At 67.8% G+C, this 15,672-nt stretch carries 13 protein-coding genes; 6 read left to right on the top strand and 7 right to left on the bottom strand.

Annotated elements, in window-relative coordinates:
• Positions 1 to 5: 5 nt before the first annotated feature.
• The 5 genes from AC1DFC_RS23535 to AC1DFC_RS23555 form a co-directional block, all read right to left on the bottom strand.
• Entirely contained in the window at positions 6 to 1,823 is a 1,818-nt protein-coding gene (locus AC1DFC_RS23535; RefSeq protein ID WP_056595321.1) for a peptidase domain-containing ABC transporter, read from the bottom strand.
• 75 nt (positions 1,824 to 1,898) lie between these two features.
• Entirely contained in the window at positions 1,899 to 2,069 is a 171-nt protein-coding gene (locus AC1DFC_RS23540) for a hypothetical protein (protein WP_007838293.1), read from the bottom strand.
• Complete coding sequence (locus AC1DFC_RS23545; protein WP_478180078.1) at positions 2,066 to 5,176, bottom strand: glutamate ligase domain-containing protein; 3,111 nt, start codon at positions 5,174 to 5,176, stop codon at positions 2,066 to 2,068. Before AC1DFC_RS23545 ends, AC1DFC_RS23540 begins: the two co-directional genes overlap by 4 nt.
• Before the next feature lie 109 nt (positions 5,177 to 5,285).
• Positions 5,286 to 5,792, bottom strand: a complete 507-nt coding sequence (locus tag AC1DFC_RS23550) for an OmpA family protein (protein WP_007838288.1) — start codon at positions 5,790 to 5,792, stop codon at positions 5,286 to 5,288.
• A gap of 85 nt (positions 5,793 to 5,877) precedes the next feature.
• Positions 5,878 to 8,757, bottom strand: a complete 2,880-nt coding sequence (locus AC1DFC_RS23555) for a hypothetical protein (protein ID WP_478180079.1) — start codon at positions 8,755 to 8,757, stop codon at positions 5,878 to 5,880.
• 303 nt (positions 8,758 to 9,060) lie between these two features.
• Here AC1DFC_RS23555 and AC1DFC_RS23560 point away from each other — a divergent pair, with 303 nt between their 5' ends.
• A complete protein-coding gene (locus tag AC1DFC_RS23560; RefSeq protein ID WP_007838777.1) occupies positions 9,061 to 9,495 on the top strand; it encodes a DUF1841 family protein in 435 nt (144 codons plus the stop codon).
• Between the two features lie 101 nt (positions 9,496 to 9,596).
• On the opposite strand, the gene AC1DFC_RS23565 is transcribed toward AC1DFC_RS23560, so the two are convergent.
• Entirely contained in the window at positions 9,597 to 10,586 is a 990-nt protein-coding gene (locus AC1DFC_RS23565) for a LysR substrate-binding domain-containing protein (RefSeq protein ID WP_042673628.1), read from the bottom strand.
• A 107-nt stretch (positions 10,587 to 10,693) separates the two neighbouring features.
• Between AC1DFC_RS23565 and pcaH the strand changes: the two genes are divergently transcribed.
• Positions 10,694 to 11,419: a protocatechuate 3,4-dioxygenase subunit beta gene (pcaH, locus tag AC1DFC_RS23570; RefSeq protein WP_007835001.1), complete on the top strand. Its 726-nt coding sequence runs from the start codon at positions 10,694 to 10,696 to the stop codon at positions 11,417 to 11,419.
• Between the two features lie 17 nt (positions 11,420 to 11,436).
• The gene (pcaG, locus tag AC1DFC_RS23575; RefSeq protein WP_478180080.1) at positions 11,437 to 12,045 is read left to right on the top strand and encodes a protocatechuate 3,4-dioxygenase subunit alpha; all 609 of its coding nucleotides are present in this window, start codon (positions 11,437 to 11,439) and stop codon (positions 12,043 to 12,045) included.
• Between the two features lie 69 nt (positions 12,046 to 12,114).
• On the opposite strand, the gene AC1DFC_RS23580 is transcribed toward pcaG, so the two are convergent.
• The gene (locus tag AC1DFC_RS23580) at positions 12,115 to 12,807 is read right to left on the bottom strand and encodes a c-type cytochrome (protein WP_413334411.1); all 693 of its coding nucleotides are present in this window, start codon (positions 12,805 to 12,807) and stop codon (positions 12,115 to 12,117) included.
• A 151-nt stretch (positions 12,808 to 12,958) separates the two neighbouring features.
• Between AC1DFC_RS23580 and AC1DFC_RS23585 the strand changes: the two genes are divergently transcribed.
• From AC1DFC_RS23585 to AC1DFC_RS23595, 3 genes are read left to right on the top strand one after another with little or no spacing between them, the layout of a single operon-like run.
• Positions 12,959 to 13,813 carry an AAA family ATPase gene (locus AC1DFC_RS23585; RefSeq protein ID WP_007835007.1) on the top strand — a complete coding sequence of 285 codons (855 nt, stop codon included), beginning with the start codon at positions 12,959 to 12,961 and terminating at the stop codon, positions 13,811 to 13,813.
• A gap of 16 nt (positions 13,814 to 13,829) precedes the next feature.
• On the top strand, positions 13,830 to 14,417 hold the full coding sequence (locus AC1DFC_RS23590; RefSeq protein ID WP_007835010.1) for a GNAT family N-acetyltransferase: 588 nt from the start codon (positions 13,830 to 13,832) through the stop codon (positions 14,415 to 14,417).
• A 17-nt stretch (positions 14,418 to 14,434) separates the two neighbouring features.
• Positions 14,435 to 15,622 carry a vWA domain-containing protein gene (locus AC1DFC_RS23595; RefSeq protein WP_007835011.1) on the top strand — a complete coding sequence of 396 codons (1,188 nt, stop codon included), beginning with the start codon at positions 14,435 to 14,437 and terminating at the stop codon, positions 15,620 to 15,622.
• Positions 15,623 to 15,672 lie beyond the last annotated feature (50 nt).

Consider the following 15,672-nt stretch of genomic DNA (forward strand, 5'->3'; position numbering starts at 1 on the left):
CTTCGTCACGCCATCGAACGAGAGGCAGCGGCGCCCGCGCCGTCTTCCGCATCGCCCAGCGCCACCAGCGGCTTCTTCACGCCGAACAGCTTCGGCACCATCACCGCCGCCGCGCCCTGCTCCACGTTGCCCTGCCCCGTGACGTGATAGACCACGTTGGCGGCGGAGACGATGCGCAGCGAATGCGTGACCACCACCACGGTGCGCACCTTGGCCACCGCGAGCAGCGTGGCGAGCAGGTTGCGCTCGCTCTGAAAGTCGAGGTCGTTGCTGGGCTCGTCGAGCACCAGCACCGAAGGTTTGCGCAGGAAGCTCATGGCCAGCGCGAGCTTGCGCCGCTCGCCCACCGACACGCCGGTGCCGCCTTCGCCGATCATGGTGCGGTAGCCGTCAGGCAGCCGCGAGATGAAGTCGTGCGCGCCCGAGAGCTTGCAGGCCGCGACGATCTGCTCGTCGCTCTGGCCGGGCGCCGTGCGGCGCATCACGTCGATCAGCGAGCCGCCGAACCAGTAGACCTCCTGCGAGAGGTAGCTGATCCAGCGCGACAGCTCTTCGCGGCCGAACTGCGAGAGGTCGTACTCGCCGATGCTGACGATGCCGCGCGTGGGCGTGTACAGGCCCGACAGCAGCTTCACCATGGTCGACTTGCCCGCGCCGTTGCGCCCGACGATCACGTGCAGCCCGCCCGGGCCGATGTCGAGGTCGACGTTTTCCAGCACCGGCTGCTGCGCGGTGTCGGTGAAGCTGAAGCTCACGTCCTTCAGGGTGATGCGGCCGAGCGGCTGCGGCAGGGTCATGCCCGTGGGCGGTTTCTCGACCGGTTCGCACAGCACGCTCTCGAGCCGCTTGGCGGCTTCCTTGGCGGTGGCCAGCGAACGCCAGTTCGACACCAGCCCGGCCACCGGCTGCAGCGCCTTGAGCGCCAGCATGTTCGAGGCGACGAGGCCGCCCACCGTCATCCACTGCTCCATCACCGAGACGGCGCCCACGGTCACCACGATGACCGAGAACACCGTGAGCAGCACGGTGGTGCCGTCGCGCGCGGTCTCGATCTGGCCGTTCTTGCTGAAGCTCTCGGTGAGCCAGGCGTTGTAGGTCTGGCGCCACATGTCGCTGATGGGGCCGTCGTTGGCCTGCGTCTTCAGCGTTTCGCGCGCATGGCAGATCTCGGCGGTCATGCGGTCGAGGCCGCGGCCGCGCTGCACTTCTTCCACGCGGCCGGCGCGGACCTCGTCGGCCCACCACCAGGCCAGGAACGACATGATGGCGAGAAACGCCGCCACCACGGGCAGCACCGGCAAGGCGACGATGCCGATCACGGCGAGCGCGAAGATCGCCATCGGCAGGTCGAAGATCGATTGCGCGAGGCCGCCGGTGACGGTGCCGCGCACCGAGCCCACGTCGCGAAAGTATTGCTGCCACACCGAGGCGGGACGTGCCTCGAGCGCGCGCAGCGGCCGGGCCAGCATCGATTGCAGCAGGGCACCGGAAACGCCGTGGTCGATGATGGCGCCCGCGTTGCGCAACAGGCGCGAACGGCGTGTGCGCAGCCAGAACTCGATGCACAGGAAGAACAGGATGCCGCTCACCAGCGCAGCGAGCGTCGAGAAGCCGCTGCGCGACAGCACGCGGTCATACACCTGCAGCAGGAAGATGGAGGGCAGCAGCCCGAACAGGCTGATGGGAAGCGAACGCCATGCCGCGCTCTTCACGAGCGGGTAGGCCGCGCGGAACGCGGCGTTCAGTGCCCCGGCATAAGGACTGGCACCCGGCTCGTCCGGCGTTTCGGCAACCAGCTGGCTGGGCAAGAGAAACTTGATCATGGGAAAAAGCCGATCCGTCGTGCAATGACGCCTGAGCCATTATCAACTGTTACCTCACTGTTACAAGGCAAAAATTCACGCTCCGGCCAGCACCAGTGCGATGTTGGCGCACAGCAGCATGCAGAGCACCCAGGCGCACAGCAGCTGCGCCCAGCCCAGCCACCAACGGCGCATCGGCGGCCGCCGCCGCGGCGGCGCCTCATGGTCGAAGGGCGATTGCGGAAGTACATCCCATCTCGTGCTCATGGCAGTGCTTTCAAAACCCGGGCCAACCGGGACAGGCCTACGCCTGCGGAACTCTTCGCCAGCACCCAGTCGCCGGGCTGCAGCAGCCCGCCGAGCGCGGTCGACAGGTCGGACACATCGACGAACCAGTGCGAGCGAACCTTTGTACGAATGCGCGCGTGCAGTGCCCGCATCAGCGGGCCGCACAGCAGCACGCGGTCGGGCTGCGAGGCCAGCAGCTCGGCCTCGAGGTCGAGGTGATGGCGTTGCGCGGCGGGGCCGAGCTCCTGCATGTCGCCGAGGATCGCCACGCGCCGCGCCGGCTCGCAGGGGGCCTGCGACAGCATCTCGAGTGCCGCGCGCATGGAGCTCGGGTTGGCGTCGTAGGTCTCGTCGATCAGCTTGAAGCTGCCGCCGCCGATGTGAATGGTGTGCAGCGCACCGCGGCCGCCCGGCGGCTCGAAATGCGCGAAGGGCTCGACCGCCGCGGCCAGCGGCAGGCGCATGGCCTGCAGGGCCGCAAGCGCGGCGATGGCGCTTGCGCCCATGTGGCGCCCCGGTGCATTGAGCCGCAGCTGGAAGGGCTCGCCCGCCACCAGCGCCTGCACCTCGCCATGGTCGAAGGCGAGCAGGCGCACGTCGGCGTCCTTGTGCTCGCCGCAGGTGACGATCTGCAGCTGCCGCGCCGTTGCCGCTTCGGCGAAGGTCGCGAACTCGGGCATGTCGCGGTTGAGCACCACGCTGCCGCCCGGCGCCATGGCCTGCAGGATCCGGCTGTCGAGCCGCGCGGCGGCTTCGGTCGGGCCGCGGTGCTTCTGCGACGCAGCCGAGAGCCCCGTCACCACCAGCAGCGAAGGCCGCACCAGCTGCGCCGAGGCCGGCATGTGCGAGGTACCCACCTCCAGCACCCAGTAGGCGGCGTGCCGTGGCATGCAGGTCATGTTCCAGGCGATGCCCGATGGCAGGCTGACGTTGCCCTCGGGCTGGCCGACCTCGCCCCACACGGTGAGCGCGCCGGCCAGCATGGCGGCCACGGTGCCACTGGCGACGCCGTTCGCCGCGCCGCTTCCGAGCACGCCGCACACGCGGCCGGTGAACTCGGCGCGCGCATGGTCGCCCAGCTCCAGCACGGCCTGCAGCACGTTCGGCACCTTGAGCACGGGCACGCGCTTGTCGAGGTGCGGCTTGGGGTCGGTGCACAGCACGGCGGCGGCCGGCTGCAGCACGCCCTTGAGCGTGACGGCGGCCAGCGGCGTCTTCGACGGCCGCGCCTGGTGGTCGAACACCACGCGGCCCTTGCGCATGAACGAGCGCTGCGCCACGCCGGTGGCGCGCCAGCCGTCCTCGGGCTTGACGACCCATTCGCCGCCGGTGACGTGCGCCATCTCGCTCGCGGTCCAGGCGGCGCCGTCGTCGCGCACGCCGGCACTCCCGCCGCCGCTCGTGCCGCCCGTACCGGGCAAGGTGCGCCGCTCCACCAGGTAGCGGTGGTAGGCGGCGAAGCCCGACAGGTAACGCTCCACGTCGTCGATGCGCACGCGAAACGAGTGATGGCGGATGAAGAACGAGCCGACGATGCTCGACGGACGGCGAAGGTACATCGCCATCTCGGGCCAGAAGAAGCCATTGAGCAGGTAGTGCGCGCGGTAGTCGAGCGCGCGATAGAACTTCTCGGTGTCGAGCTCGTCGAGCAGGTGCCGCATCGCGGGCATGCCTTCGAGCCGCTGGAGCATCTGCTGCGCGGCCAGCATGAGCTCGAGCAGCGTCGGGAAGGTGGTCTTCCGGTCGAGCACGAAGTCGAGATACCCCGCCACGTTCTGCAGGCCGAAGCGGAAGTACTTCTCCTGCGGGCTCCAGTGCGTGAGTTCGTGGACGCAGCGGCTGAGCCAGTGGTCATGCACCTGCCAATGCTGGCTGGCAATGAAATGGTCGAAGGCCTTCTCGACCGCGGCCAGCCATTGCGGCTCGCGTGTGAGGCCGTACAGGCGCATGAGGCCGTAGGCCGCCTCGCCGTCGTAGCAGACGATGCGCGAGGCCTGTTTGAGCGTGAGGTCGGCCGCGTGCAGCACGTGGTTGAAGCGGCCGGTGGCCGCATCTTGCAGCGACACGATGCCGAGCGCGAGCTTTTCCAGCAGCGGCAGCCAGTGGCGCGTGTCCATCAGCTCGCAGTATTTCACCAGCGCGAGCACGCAGGCCGCATTGCCGCCGAGCTTGATCTCGCCGCCGGTGTCGACCAGGAACGCCACCGCGCGCCCATCCGCCAGCGTGTAGTCGCGGATCAGCGAGGCCGTGAGATGGTCGAGCGAGCGGTCGATGGCCGCGCGCAGCGTTTCGTCGCGCGTGAGCTCCCACGCCTCGAGCATGGCGTGGAGCGCGCTCGCATGGCGCGCCGCGTCGTAGGTCGGGATGCGGCGATCGAAGCATGGGAAATAGCCGTACACGAAGAGGCCGTCGCTCTGCACCTGGCGCGCGAGATACGAAGAGCCGCTGCGCACGAGGTCGAGCACCGACTGCGGGTTCAGCGCCGGCAGCTGCCGGCGGCCCGCATCGAGCCCCGTACCCACGAGCTTGTGCACCACGCCATCGGGCTGGCAGAACACACCCACCGTCGCCAGCAGGTAGACCGGCTGCTCCGAGGGCATGCTGTCCAGCGGCGGCGAACACTGGAAGCGCTCCTGGCCGTAGACCTCGAAGTTGCGCGGGTTCACCACCGAATGCGCAATGGTCGAGTCGCCGCACAGCATGGCGTTGGCATTGAGCTCCTGCTCGGTGAAGGCGAGCGCGAAGTCCTGGTCGAAGGCCAGGCCGAGGCGGAAGTAGTTGCGCTTGACGGCGGTGAGCTGCGTCTTGAACTGCACCCACTCCATCGGGCTCGCGCCCTCGACCCAGTCGATGCGCAGCCACGGCGACACGACGCCGCGCTCGCGCACCCAGCGCTCGACGCGCCCGGCGCCTTCGCGCCAGGCGGTTTCGAATTCGGTGGCCCGCGCGTGCACGACGTGTGCGCGCTGCGCGCCATCGCTCACGGAGAAGAACAGCGTGAACGCCGGATAGGGGGCCGGCAGCGCCGCGCACAGCGAAGCCAGGCGTTCGTGGCAGGCGTGGAGCTGGTCTGTGAAGGACATCATTCGGCCCCGATCCAATGCGGGAGACCGGCCGCGCCCGTCATCTGCTCTCGCTTCGATGGCGTGTGCGCAGACCGGGAACTGCCGTCGAAGTCATCGCGGTGATCCGGCTTCAGCGGTAGCTGAATTCGGCTCGGCGATTGAGCTGATAGCCCTCCTCGGTGGTTTCGGTGGACGCGGGTTTCTCCACGCCCCAGCTGATGGCCTCGATGCGCTCGGCGGGCACGCCCAGTTGCGTGAGCGTGCGCTGCACGGAGTCGGCGCGGCGCTGTCCGAGCGCGAGGTTGTATTCGCGCCCGCCGCGCTGGTCGGTGTGGCCTTCGATCACGATCCGGCTCGCCGGCCGGTTGCGCATGAAGCCCGCATGTGCCTCGACGACGTTGCGGTCGCCGGGCCGGATGTTGTACCTGTCGAAGTCGAAATAGACGATCTTCGCCACGCCGGCCGGTCCGTTCTGCACCGGCGGCGGAGGGGGCGGCTCCACCTTCGCCACCGGGGCGGCCGCGCCCTTGTTCGAGTAGTAGTAGGTCGCGTCGTCGCGGCCCGTCTTCGGGGCCGCGCAGCCCACGAGGACTGCGCCGAGGGCGACGATGGCCAGTGTCTGGAAATTCTTCTTCATATCGATCCTTTCGGGGGACAGGCCGGTGGCGGCCTGTCCCTGGTGCTGCGCTCCCCCACTGCTCCTTCTGCGTTCTTGTTGCCGTTCAGCCCAGCAGGCCGTGCAGCACGTTCGTCACGGGCGACAAGGCGGTGCCGGTCGGGCTGTGATCGACCAGGCTGGTGATCGGGGTCACGACGTCGGTCACCAGCGGAGTGACCGCGTGCGTGACGCTGCCCACCAGGTCGCCGGCCGGGGAAGCGGCCCCCGAACCGGCCAGGATGTCGGTCACCGGGGCGAGCAGGTCGGAAACCGCGCTCGTCGGGTTCGATGCCACCGGAGCAGCATCGGTCACGCCGCTCACCACGCTGGTGACGGGCTCCAGGATGTTTGCCACCGGGCTGCTGCCACCCGACAAGCCGCCGAGCAGGCTGCCCACCAGGCCGTCCTGGCCCAGGAGGCTGCCGACGAGGCCGTCGTTGCCGACCACACCATCGAGCAGGCCGCCGGTGCCGCCACCGGTCGCGCCGCCGAGGACGCCGCCCAGAAGACCGTCGYTGCCGAGCACGCCGTCGAGCAGGCCGCCKGTGCCGCCATCGGTCACGCCGCCGAGGACGCCGCCCAGAAGRCCATCGCTGCCGAGCACGCCGTCGAGCAGGCCGCCKGTGCCGCCATCGGTCACGCCRCCGAGRACGCCGCCCAGAAGACCRTCGCTGCCGAGCACGCCGTCGAGCAGGCCGCCTGTGCCGCCATCGGTCACGCCGCCGAGCAGGCCGTCGCCGGACACGAGGTGGGCCACGCCGTCGGTCAGGTAGTCGACCTGCGCCGTGACACCGTTCAGCAGCGCTGTCGTCGTGCCCTCACCGAGCAGTTGATCGGTCAGCGGGCTCAGCAGACCACCAGCACTGGCCGCCACTTCGCCCACGACGCCATCGACCGGGTCGAGTACGTTGGGGTTGTTCTCCGAGAAGCTGCTGCCGAGCACCGGAGCCAGCAGGCCGCCGGCGGTGTTGGTCAGACCGTCCGCGAAGCCGACCACCGATCCGAGCGTGTTCCCGAGACCAAGCTCGCCCACCAGGCCGGTGTTCAGGCCATCGGCCAGGTTGCCGGCCATGCCGTCGGCCGGGTCGAACAGGCCAGCGCCCGTGCCCGGGGTGCCGCCGTTGCCGAGCACATCGCCGAGCAGACCACCTTCGCCACCGAGAACGCCGCCCAACGGGCCTTCTTCGCCGAGCACGCCGCCCAACACGCCGTTTTCGCCAAGCAAGCTGCCGAGCAGGCCGGTGGTACCGAGCAGGCCGCCCGCGAGGCCGTCTTCGCCCAGCACGTCGGAGAGCGTGCCGTTCGTGCCGAGCAGCGAGCCGACGGCGCCGTCCGGACCCAGCAAACCACCCAGGGGCGTGCCTTCGCCGAGCAGGCTTCCGACCACGCCATCCTCACCCAGAACGCCGCCGAGCAGGCCACCGGAAAGACCGTCGTTGCCGAGCACGCCACCCAGGGGGCCGCCGTCGCCGACCACTCCGCCGAGCAGGCCGTCGAGGGCGCTGCCCTGGCCGATCAGGTCGCCGACGAGGCTGCCTTCACCGAGCAGGCCTCCAACCAGGCCATCGTCTGCCAGCAGGTTGCCGACCACCCCGTTGTCGCCGAGCAGGCCGTCGAGCGTGTTGCCGACCACGCCGCCGTCAGCCAGCAGGTTGTCGAGGCCCAGGCTGGAGGTCAGGCCACCGAGCGGGCCTTCATTGGAAAGGAGGTTGTTCAGGCCGTCGGTCAGGTAGTCCACCTGGCCGTTCAGATGACCGATCAGCGCATCGGTCACGCCCTCGCCGAGCAGGGTGTCCACGATGGGACTCAGGCTGTTGCCGAGCGGGTCGGTGATGTTGCCGACGACCTCGTCGACCGGGTCCAGCGCGTTGGGATCGTTGCGGGTGAACTCGGAGCCGAGCAGCGGTGCCAGCACGCTGTCGACCACGTCGGTCGTGCCGTCGACCACCGGGGCCACGGGAGCGAGCGCGCCGCCCAGGCCAGCGGTGCCGTCGACCGCGCCGACCGCGCCATCGACGAGGCCGTCGCCCGGATCGAGCAGGTGATCGCCGTCTGCGTCTGCGTCTGCGTCTGCGTCTGCGTCTGCGTCGGCATCCGCATCGGCATCGGCATCGGCGTCTGCATCTGCATCTGCATCTGCATCTGCATCTGCATCGGCGTCTGCGTCGGCATCGGCATCGGCGTCTGCGTCGGCATCCGCGTCAGCATCCGCATCCGCATCCGCATCGGCATCGGCATCGGCATCGGCATCCGCGTCAGCATCCGCATCGGCGTCGGCATCACCGTCCGCATCCGCATCAGCGTCCGCATCGGCGTCGGCATCCGCATCGGAGTCGCCCACGCCCGAAAGGAGCAGCGGGACCGCGCTGTCGCTGCCGCCGCCACCGCCGCCGAGCGCGGCGCCGAGTGCGGCGGCGCCCAGGGCACCGAGTGCGAATTCACCCAGCCCGATGCCGCTGCCGGCAGCGAGCTTCTTGGTCACGGCCAGGGCAGCGGCATCCGCATCGCTGTCCGGCGGGGTCACTTGCAGGTCGCCCGAAGCGACGTCCACATTCACTTGTTCGAGGCCGCCCGGCAGCTTGGTCGAGCCGATGGTGGCATCGGTGCCGCCGGTGAACACGCCGGCCAGCGGGGCCTTGTTGGTCGCCGAGCCGGGAAAGAGAACGTTGGCGTGGCCGTCCTGCGGGACGATCACGCGGTCGCCGGCCACCAGTGTCTGATTGCCATCGACCGGAATGCGGACACCGTCGCGCATCACGGCGACACCCGGCGTGGCATTCGATAATGTGCCGATGCTGGACGGGCCAGCTGCAGCGGGCGCCGCCGAACTCGCCATGGCAGGAGCGCCTAGCGGAGTAACGGTGGCCTGGGCAATGACCACGGGAGCAACGCCTGCGGCGGCAAGTCCTTCGGTCGAATTCGTCGATGCTTGTTGAGCGGTCATGGCAGCCTCTGTGACAAAAGATGCCTACTCAGGGGCAACTAGCGTGCCGCTTTTTGCTCGCCCCTTGCCAAACCGCCTTCAGGCGCCGCAACTTGTTGATTCGTATGGAAATTTTTCTTTGAGCCGGCCTGCCGATGGGGTTCGGAAACAGCCCGCAGGAAGGTCATTCAGCGATTCGTTACGTAACGACGTAACCCCCTGTACCCGGAACGTCCGGCACATCCGAGGTCTTGCTCCGGGCTTGCGTACCGGCTCTTGCGCGGGACCCACTTCCTTCTTTTTCTTTCTTCCTCTTCTATAGATATGTTCAATCCCTCCCAGGAAGACGTGCGCCGCTTCTTCTGCGACGTGTACGCCAAGCACCGGCAGGGCTTGCCGATGGAAGCGCTCGAGACCATCGCCGCCGGCTGGATCGACGAGCATCCCGAGTACCACGAGGATCTCGCCGATGCCGACGCGGCGGTGGCACGGGTCTACGACGGATCGAACGGGCGCGAAAACCCGTTCCTTCATCTGTCGATGCATTTGTCGATCAGCGAGCAGTGCTCCATCGACCAGCCGCGCGGCATCCGCCAGGCCGTCGAGCTGCTGGCTGCGCGCCGCGGCTCGCTGCTGCATGCGCATCACGAGGCAATGGACTGCCTGGGCCAGATGATGTGGGAGAGCCAGCGGGCGGGCAGGCCGCCGGACGGCGAGGGCTACGTCGCCTGCGTGCAGCGGCGAGCGACCAAGGACTAACCCCCAGGCTTCGCGCACTTCGTGTCGCTTCGCCCCCCTTGCAGGGGGCAACACCTGCGGCCCGGCAAAGCCGGTTCCGCGGCGTTCCTGGTGAAAGCCGGCTAACCGCCGCGCCTGCGCCGGGCCGCTGGGGGGACCGCCCCCTGCTCCTTGGCTGCCTCGCGCAACAGCGCGGCCATGGCGCCGCGCAGGGCCGAAGGCTCGGCATCGCTGCGCTGCAGCAGCCCGACCGGCTCCTCGGTGCCGGCGGTCTCGATGCGCAGCCGCACGAGGCGCCCGTCCGCCAGCTCGCCGCGCGCGGCACCCAGCGGCGTGATCCACACCGCATCGGACACCGCCACCAGCGCGCGCGCCACCGCCACGTCGAGCGTCTGCAATGCATTGGACGGCAGCACGAGGCCGCGCGCCGACAGAAAGCTCTCGGTGTTGTGGCGCGGGATCGTGCCCTCGCCGTACACCACCAGCGGATAGGCCAGCACCGCCTGCACCGACACCGCCTTCGATGCGAGCGGGTGGCCGGCGCGCACGGCGAACACCAGCGGCTCGGTGTGCAGCAACTCGAAGCTCAGGCCGCCCATCAGGCGCGGATCGCTCATGCGGCCGACCACCAGGTCGAGCTCGCCGGCGCGCAGTTCGTCGAGCAGCACGGCGTTGGCGGCGCTCTTCACCACGATCTGCACCGATGGCCGGCTGTCGCGCAGCCGCGCCAGCGCGACTGGCAGCAGCGCCGGCGCCACGCTCGGCAGCGCGCCGATGCGCAGCCGCTCGATGCGCCCGCCCGACGCTGGCGCCACCGCCTGCGCGCTGGCGTCGAGCGCCTCCAGCACACGCAGGGCATGCGCCAGCAGTTGCTCGCCGGCCGCCGTGAGCCCCTGCACGCCGCGCCGGCCGGCCTTGCTGCGCTCGACCAGCCGCGTGCCGACGATCGCCTCCAGCTCGGACAGGGTCTTGGACACCGCCGGCTGGCTCAGCGCCAGCCGCTCGGCCGCACGCGCGAGATGGCGCTCCTGCGCCACGGCCACGAGGCAGCGCAGATGCCGCAGCTGCACGCTGCGCACGAAATCCTGTCGAAGATCGGCGGAGTCTTTCAATTCCTGTTGGTTATTGAGAACGGAGAATTCTTCAATTTACATCATCGGATGGCGCTTCTAAAGTGGCGGCTTCCCGATTCGTCCCACGACAGCAGGAGACAACGCACATGTCGACCAAGACCCAAGGGCCCCAGCCCACCCTCACCCCGCGCGACTGGAAAGCCCATCCCAGCTACATCTATCCGGGCTACAAGTCCACCGTGAAGCGCGGCCCCCAGAAGCCGCTGATCCCGCTCAAGGCCTCGCTCGGCGAGCTGCAGCAGCCGGTGTACGGCCACGACAGCATCGGCGAGTTCGACCACGACCTCACGCGCAACGCGCGCCGCAACGGCGAGCCGCTGGGCGAACGCATGATCCTCACCGGCCAGGTGCTCGACGAGCGACGCCGCCCGGTGGCCAACACGCTGGTCGAGCTGTGGCAGGCCAACGCCGCCGGCCGCTACGTGCACAAGGTCGACCAGCACGACGCGCCGCTGGACCCCAACTTCCTCGGCGCGGGCCGCTGCCTGACCGACAGCGAAGGCCGCTACCGCTTCCTCACCATCAAGCCCGGCGCCTATCCCTGGGGCAACCACCCGAACGCCTGGCGTCCGCAGCACATCCACATGTCGCTGTTCGGCCAGAGCTTTGCGAGCCGCCTGGTCACGCAGATGTACTTCCCCGGCGACCCGCTGCTGCAGTACGACCCGATGATCACCGGCACGCCCGAGCGCTACCGCAACCGCCTCATTGCCGACTTCAGCCTCGACATCACCGAGGAAGGCTACGCACTGGGCTACCAGTTCGACATCGTGCTGCGCGGCGCCGACGAGACGCCCTTCGAGAACCGCTGAGCCAGGAGACACACACCATGCTGATGACCGCACAGGAAGCCGACTACGGCCAGACCCCCTCGCAAACCGTGGGCCCCTACTTCGCCTACGGCCTCACCGCCACGCAGTACGGCTACGACTTCGACCAGCCCTTCGACGCCGTGCTGGCGCTCGACGCCGCCGCCGGCCAGCGCATTCGCCTCGAGGGCCGCGTGATCGACGGCGACGGCAACCCGATCAACGACGCGCTGGTCGAGATCAGCCAGCCCGACGGCGAAGGCCGCTACCCGCAGACGCCCGAAGAAGCGCGCGCCATGGGCTTTCGCGCTTTCGGCCGTGTCGGCACCGGCACCGCCGAGGGCAACCGCTTCGTGTTCTACACCGTGAAGCCCGGCGCGCAGGCGCCCGGCGAAGCGCCGCACATCAACGTGATCGTGCTGATGCGCGGGCTGCTGCTGCACGCGTTCACGCGCGTGTACTTCAGCGACGAGGCCGAGGCCAACGCGAAGGACGCGGTGCTGCAGAGCGTGCCCGCCGAGCGCCGCCACACGCTGATCGCCGAGCGCGTGGAGCAAGGCGGCGCGGTGACGTACCGCTTCGACATCCGCATGCAGGGCACGGACGAGACGGCGTTCTTCGACGTCTGATCTCAGGGAAATCCCGAACACAAAAAAACCCGCTCGCAGCGGGTTTTTTTGTTGCCGGCTTCGAAGCGCTTATTCGGCGCCGTGGTGAATGCGCGACTCGGGCACCGTCTTCAGTTCGCCGGGCAGCGAGCTGATGTAGCTGGCCAGCGTCTTGAGTTCGGCGTTGGTGAACTTCTTGGGTTCGACCTGCTGGCCCATCACCGCGTTGGAGCGGCCGAGGTGCGGGTTGTTCTTCACGCGGTAGGACTTGAGCGCAACGAACAGGTAGTCGGCATGCTGGCCGGCCAGCTTGGGCACGGTACCGTCGTTCGGCGTGTTGAAGTTGGCGCCGTGGCACTTGGTGCAGTTGTTGTCCTTGTCGCGAGAGATAAGCGCCTGAATGTTCTCGGGCGTGGTCTTGGCGAGCGTGACCGGCGGTGCATCGTCCTGCTTCACGCCCAGCTGGCTGTAGTAGGCGGCGACGTCGGCGATGTCCTGCTCGGTGAGCGTGTCGGCGATGGCGCGCATGGTGGGATGCTTGCGGTCGCCGCCCTTGTACGCGGTGAGCGCTGCCGTGATGTAGGTGGCGCTCTGCCCGGCGATCATTGGCACCTTGTGGATTTCAGGGAAGCTGGCTTGGTAGCCGATGATGCCGTGGCAGCCCACGCACATCGCAACCTTCTTTGCGCCGTCCTGGGCCTTGCCAGTGACTTGCTGGGCCTGTGCCGAGAGCGTCACGCAAGCGACAGCAAGGGCAAACATCGTGGTCAACAACTTGTTCATTTTGCGCGCACAATCTCGTGGAGAGTACAGTTTTTCGAATCAACATTCGATTATATGCAGGGGTCCTCCGGAACCCTGTGCAGGCCAACCCTGAGGCTGCACAACGCGTGTCGAGTGTGTTCTTTTCTCCACCCCAGCCTCCGCCTCACTCATGAAATTCCAGGGCTCAGACAACTACGTCGCCACGCAAGACCTGATGCTCGCGGTCAACGCGGCCATCACCCTGAAGCGTCCGCTGCTCGTCAAGGGCGAGCCCGGCACCGGCAAGACCATGCTGGCCGAGGAAGTGGCCCAGTCGCTCGGCCTGCCGCTGCTGCAGTGGCACATCAAGTCGACCACCAAGGCGCAGCAGGGCCTGTATGAATACGACGCCGTGAGCCGCCTGCGCGACTCGCAGCTCAAGGACCTCGACGGCGGCGAGCGCGTGAGCGACATCAACAACTACATCGTCAAGGGCGTGCTCTGGCAGGCCTTCACGGCCGACCAGCCGGTGGCATTGCTGATCGACGAGATCGACAAGGCCGACATCGAATTCCCGAACGACCTGCTGCGCGAAATCGACCGCATGGAGTTCTACTGCTACGAGACGCGCGAACTCATCCGCGCCAAGCACCGGCCGGTGGTGTTCATCACCTCGAACAACGAGAAGGAACTGCCCGACGCCTTCCTGCGCCGCTGCTTCTTCCACTACATCAAGTTCCCCGATGCCGAGACGATGAAACACATCGTCGCCGTGCACTTCCCCGGCCTCAAGCAGGAGCTGCTCACGTCCGCGATGAAGACCTTCTACGACGTGCGCAACCTGCCCGGCCTGAAGAAGAAGCCCTCGACCTCCGAGCTGCTCGACTGGCTCAAGCTGCTGGTGGCCGAGGACATTCCACTCGAAGCGCTGCAGAGCAAGGACGACAAGGTCGCCGTGCCGCCGCTGGTGGGCGCGCTGCTCAAGAACGAACAGGACGTGACCTTGTTCGAGAAGCTCGTCTTCATGCAGCGCAACAACAGATAACTGCACAGGCTTCGCCATGGCGTTCATCGAACCTGCCACGCTGAAGGCCCGCGGCATCGCGCTGGTGCCGTTGTCGCTGGCCCACGAAGAAGGCCTGCGCGCCGCAGCCGCGGACGGCGAGCTGTGGAAGCTGCGCGTCACCTCCGTGCCCGAGCCGCAGGACACGCGCGCCTACATCGAGACCGCGCTCAAGACCGCCGACCGCTTCGCCTTCGCCGTGACCGACGAGGCCACCGGCACCGTGCTCGGCACCACCAGCTTCCATGACATCCTGCCGGGCGTGAAGCGCGTGGAGATCGGCTACACGTGGTACGCCGCGCGCTGTCAACGCACGCACGTCAACACCACCTGCAAGCTGCTGATGCTCACGCATGCCTTCGACGCACTCGGCTGCAACGTGGTGGGCTGGCGCACCGACAATTTCAACTTCGCCTCGCAGCGCGCCATCGAGCGGCTCGGCGCGAAGAAAGACGGCGTGATCCGCGGCCATGCGATGCGCCGCGACGGCACCATCCGCGACACCGTCATGTACAGCCTGCGCGCGGGCGAATGGCCCGAGGTGAAGGCCCAGCTGCTGTACCTGCTCGACAAGCCACGCGGCTGACACACAAGGAGCGCCCCATGCTCATCGACTTCTTCTACACGCTGCGCTCAGCCAAGCTGCCGGTGTCGGTCAAGGAATACCTCACGCTGCTCGAAGCCCTGCAGGCCGACGTGGTGGGGCCCAACTCCGACGGCGCCTACGGCATCGACGACTTCTACTACCTCTCGCGCACCGCGCTCGTGAAGGACGAGAAGCACTACGACAAGTTCGACCGCGCCTTCGCCGCCTATTTCAAGGGCGTGGAGATGCTCACCGACTTCACCAAGGAAGTGCCGCTCGACTGGCTCAAGAAAACGCTCGAGCGCGAATTCACCGCCGAAGAAAAAGCCAAGATCGAGAAGATGGGCTGGGACGAGCTCATGGAAACGCTCAAGAAGCGCTTCGAGGAGCAGAAGGAACGCCACGAGGGCGGCAGCAAGTGGATCGGCACCGGCGGCACCTCGCCCTTCGGCCACGGCGGGTACAACCCGCAGGGCATCCGCATCGGCGGCGCGGGCAAGAACAAGAGCGCCGTGAAGGTGTGGGACCAGCGCGCCTACAAGGACTACGACGACACGCAGGAACTCGGCACGCGCAACATCAAGGTCGCGCTGCGGCGGCTGCGCAAGTTCGCGCGCGAGGGCCACGACGAAGAACTGGACCTCGACGACACCATCCACTCCACCGCGGCCAATGCGGGCTTCCTCGACATCAAGATGCGGCCGGAGCGCCACAACAACGTCAAGGTGCTGCTGCTGATGGACGTGGGCGGCACGATGGACGAGCACATCCAGCGCGTGGAAGAGCTGTTCTCGGCCGTGAAGACCGAGTTCAAGCACCTGGAGTTCTTCTACTTCCACAACTGCGTGTACGACTTCATGTGGAAGAACAACAAGCGCCGCTTCTCCGAGAAGTTCGCCACCTGGGACATCCTGCGCAAGTACAACAAGGACTACAAGCTCATCTTCGTCGGCGACGCGACCATGAGCCCCTACGAGATCCTGCAGCCCGGCGGCAGCGTCGAATACAACAACGAGGAGGCCGGCGCCGAGTGGATCCAGCGCCTCACGCACACCTTCCCGAAGTTCGCGTGGATCAACCCCGAGCCGCAGGGCGTGTGGCAGTACCGCCAGAGCATCGCGGTGATGCAGCAGCTGATGTCCAACCGCATGTACCCCCTGACCCTGCGCGGCCTTGAAGAGGCCATGCGCATGCTCTCGAAGTAGGACGAAACCGCCTGTCGCCGGAGCCCTCGGGAACCGGCAGAGCTTGCTGT

This window comes from Variovorax sp. 10L421, assembly GCF_056395365.1.

Excerpts from the sequence above, each read along its gene's own strand:
- AC1DFC_RS23595 (WP_007835011.1), top strand. The coding sequence starts at position 14,435 with ATGCTCATCGACTTCTTCTACACGCTGCGCTCAGCCAAGCTGCCGGTG.
- AC1DFC_RS23550 (WP_007838288.1), bottom strand. The coding sequence starts at position 5,792 with ATGAAGAAGAATTTCCAGACACTGGCCATCGTCGCCCTCGGCGCAGTC.
- pcaG (WP_478180080.1), top strand. The coding sequence starts at position 11,437 with ATGCTGATGACCGCACAGGAAGCCGACTACGGCCAGACCCCCTCGCAA.
- AC1DFC_RS23545 (WP_478180078.1), bottom strand. The coding sequence starts at position 5,176 with ATGATGTCCTTCACAGACCAGCTCCACGCCTGCCACGAACGCCTGGCT.
- AC1DFC_RS23585 (WP_007835007.1), top strand. The coding sequence starts at position 12,959 with ATGAAATTCCAGGGCTCAGACAACTACGTCGCCACGCAAGACCTGATG.
- pcaH (WP_007835001.1), top strand. The coding sequence starts at position 10,694 with ATGTCGACCAAGACCCAAGGGCCCCAGCCCACCCTCACCCCGCGCGAC.
- AC1DFC_RS23535 (WP_056595321.1), bottom strand. The coding sequence starts at position 1,823 with ATGATCAAGTTTCTCTTGCCCAGCCAGCTGGTTGCCGAAACGCCGGAC.
- AC1DFC_RS23560 (WP_007838777.1), top strand. The coding sequence starts at position 9,061 with ATGTTCAATCCCTCCCAGGAAGACGTGCGCCGCTTCTTCTGCGACGTG.
- AC1DFC_RS23580 (WP_413334411.1), bottom strand. The coding sequence starts at position 12,807 with ATGAACAAGTTGTTGACCACGATGTTTGCCCTTGCTGTCGCTTGCGTG.
- AC1DFC_RS23590 (WP_007835010.1), top strand. The coding sequence starts at position 13,830 with ATGGCGTTCATCGAACCTGCCACGCTGAAGGCCCGCGGCATCGCGCTG.
- AC1DFC_RS23540 (WP_007838293.1), bottom strand. The coding sequence starts at position 2,069 with ATGAGCACGAGATGGGATGTACTTCCGCAATCGCCCTTCGACCATGAG.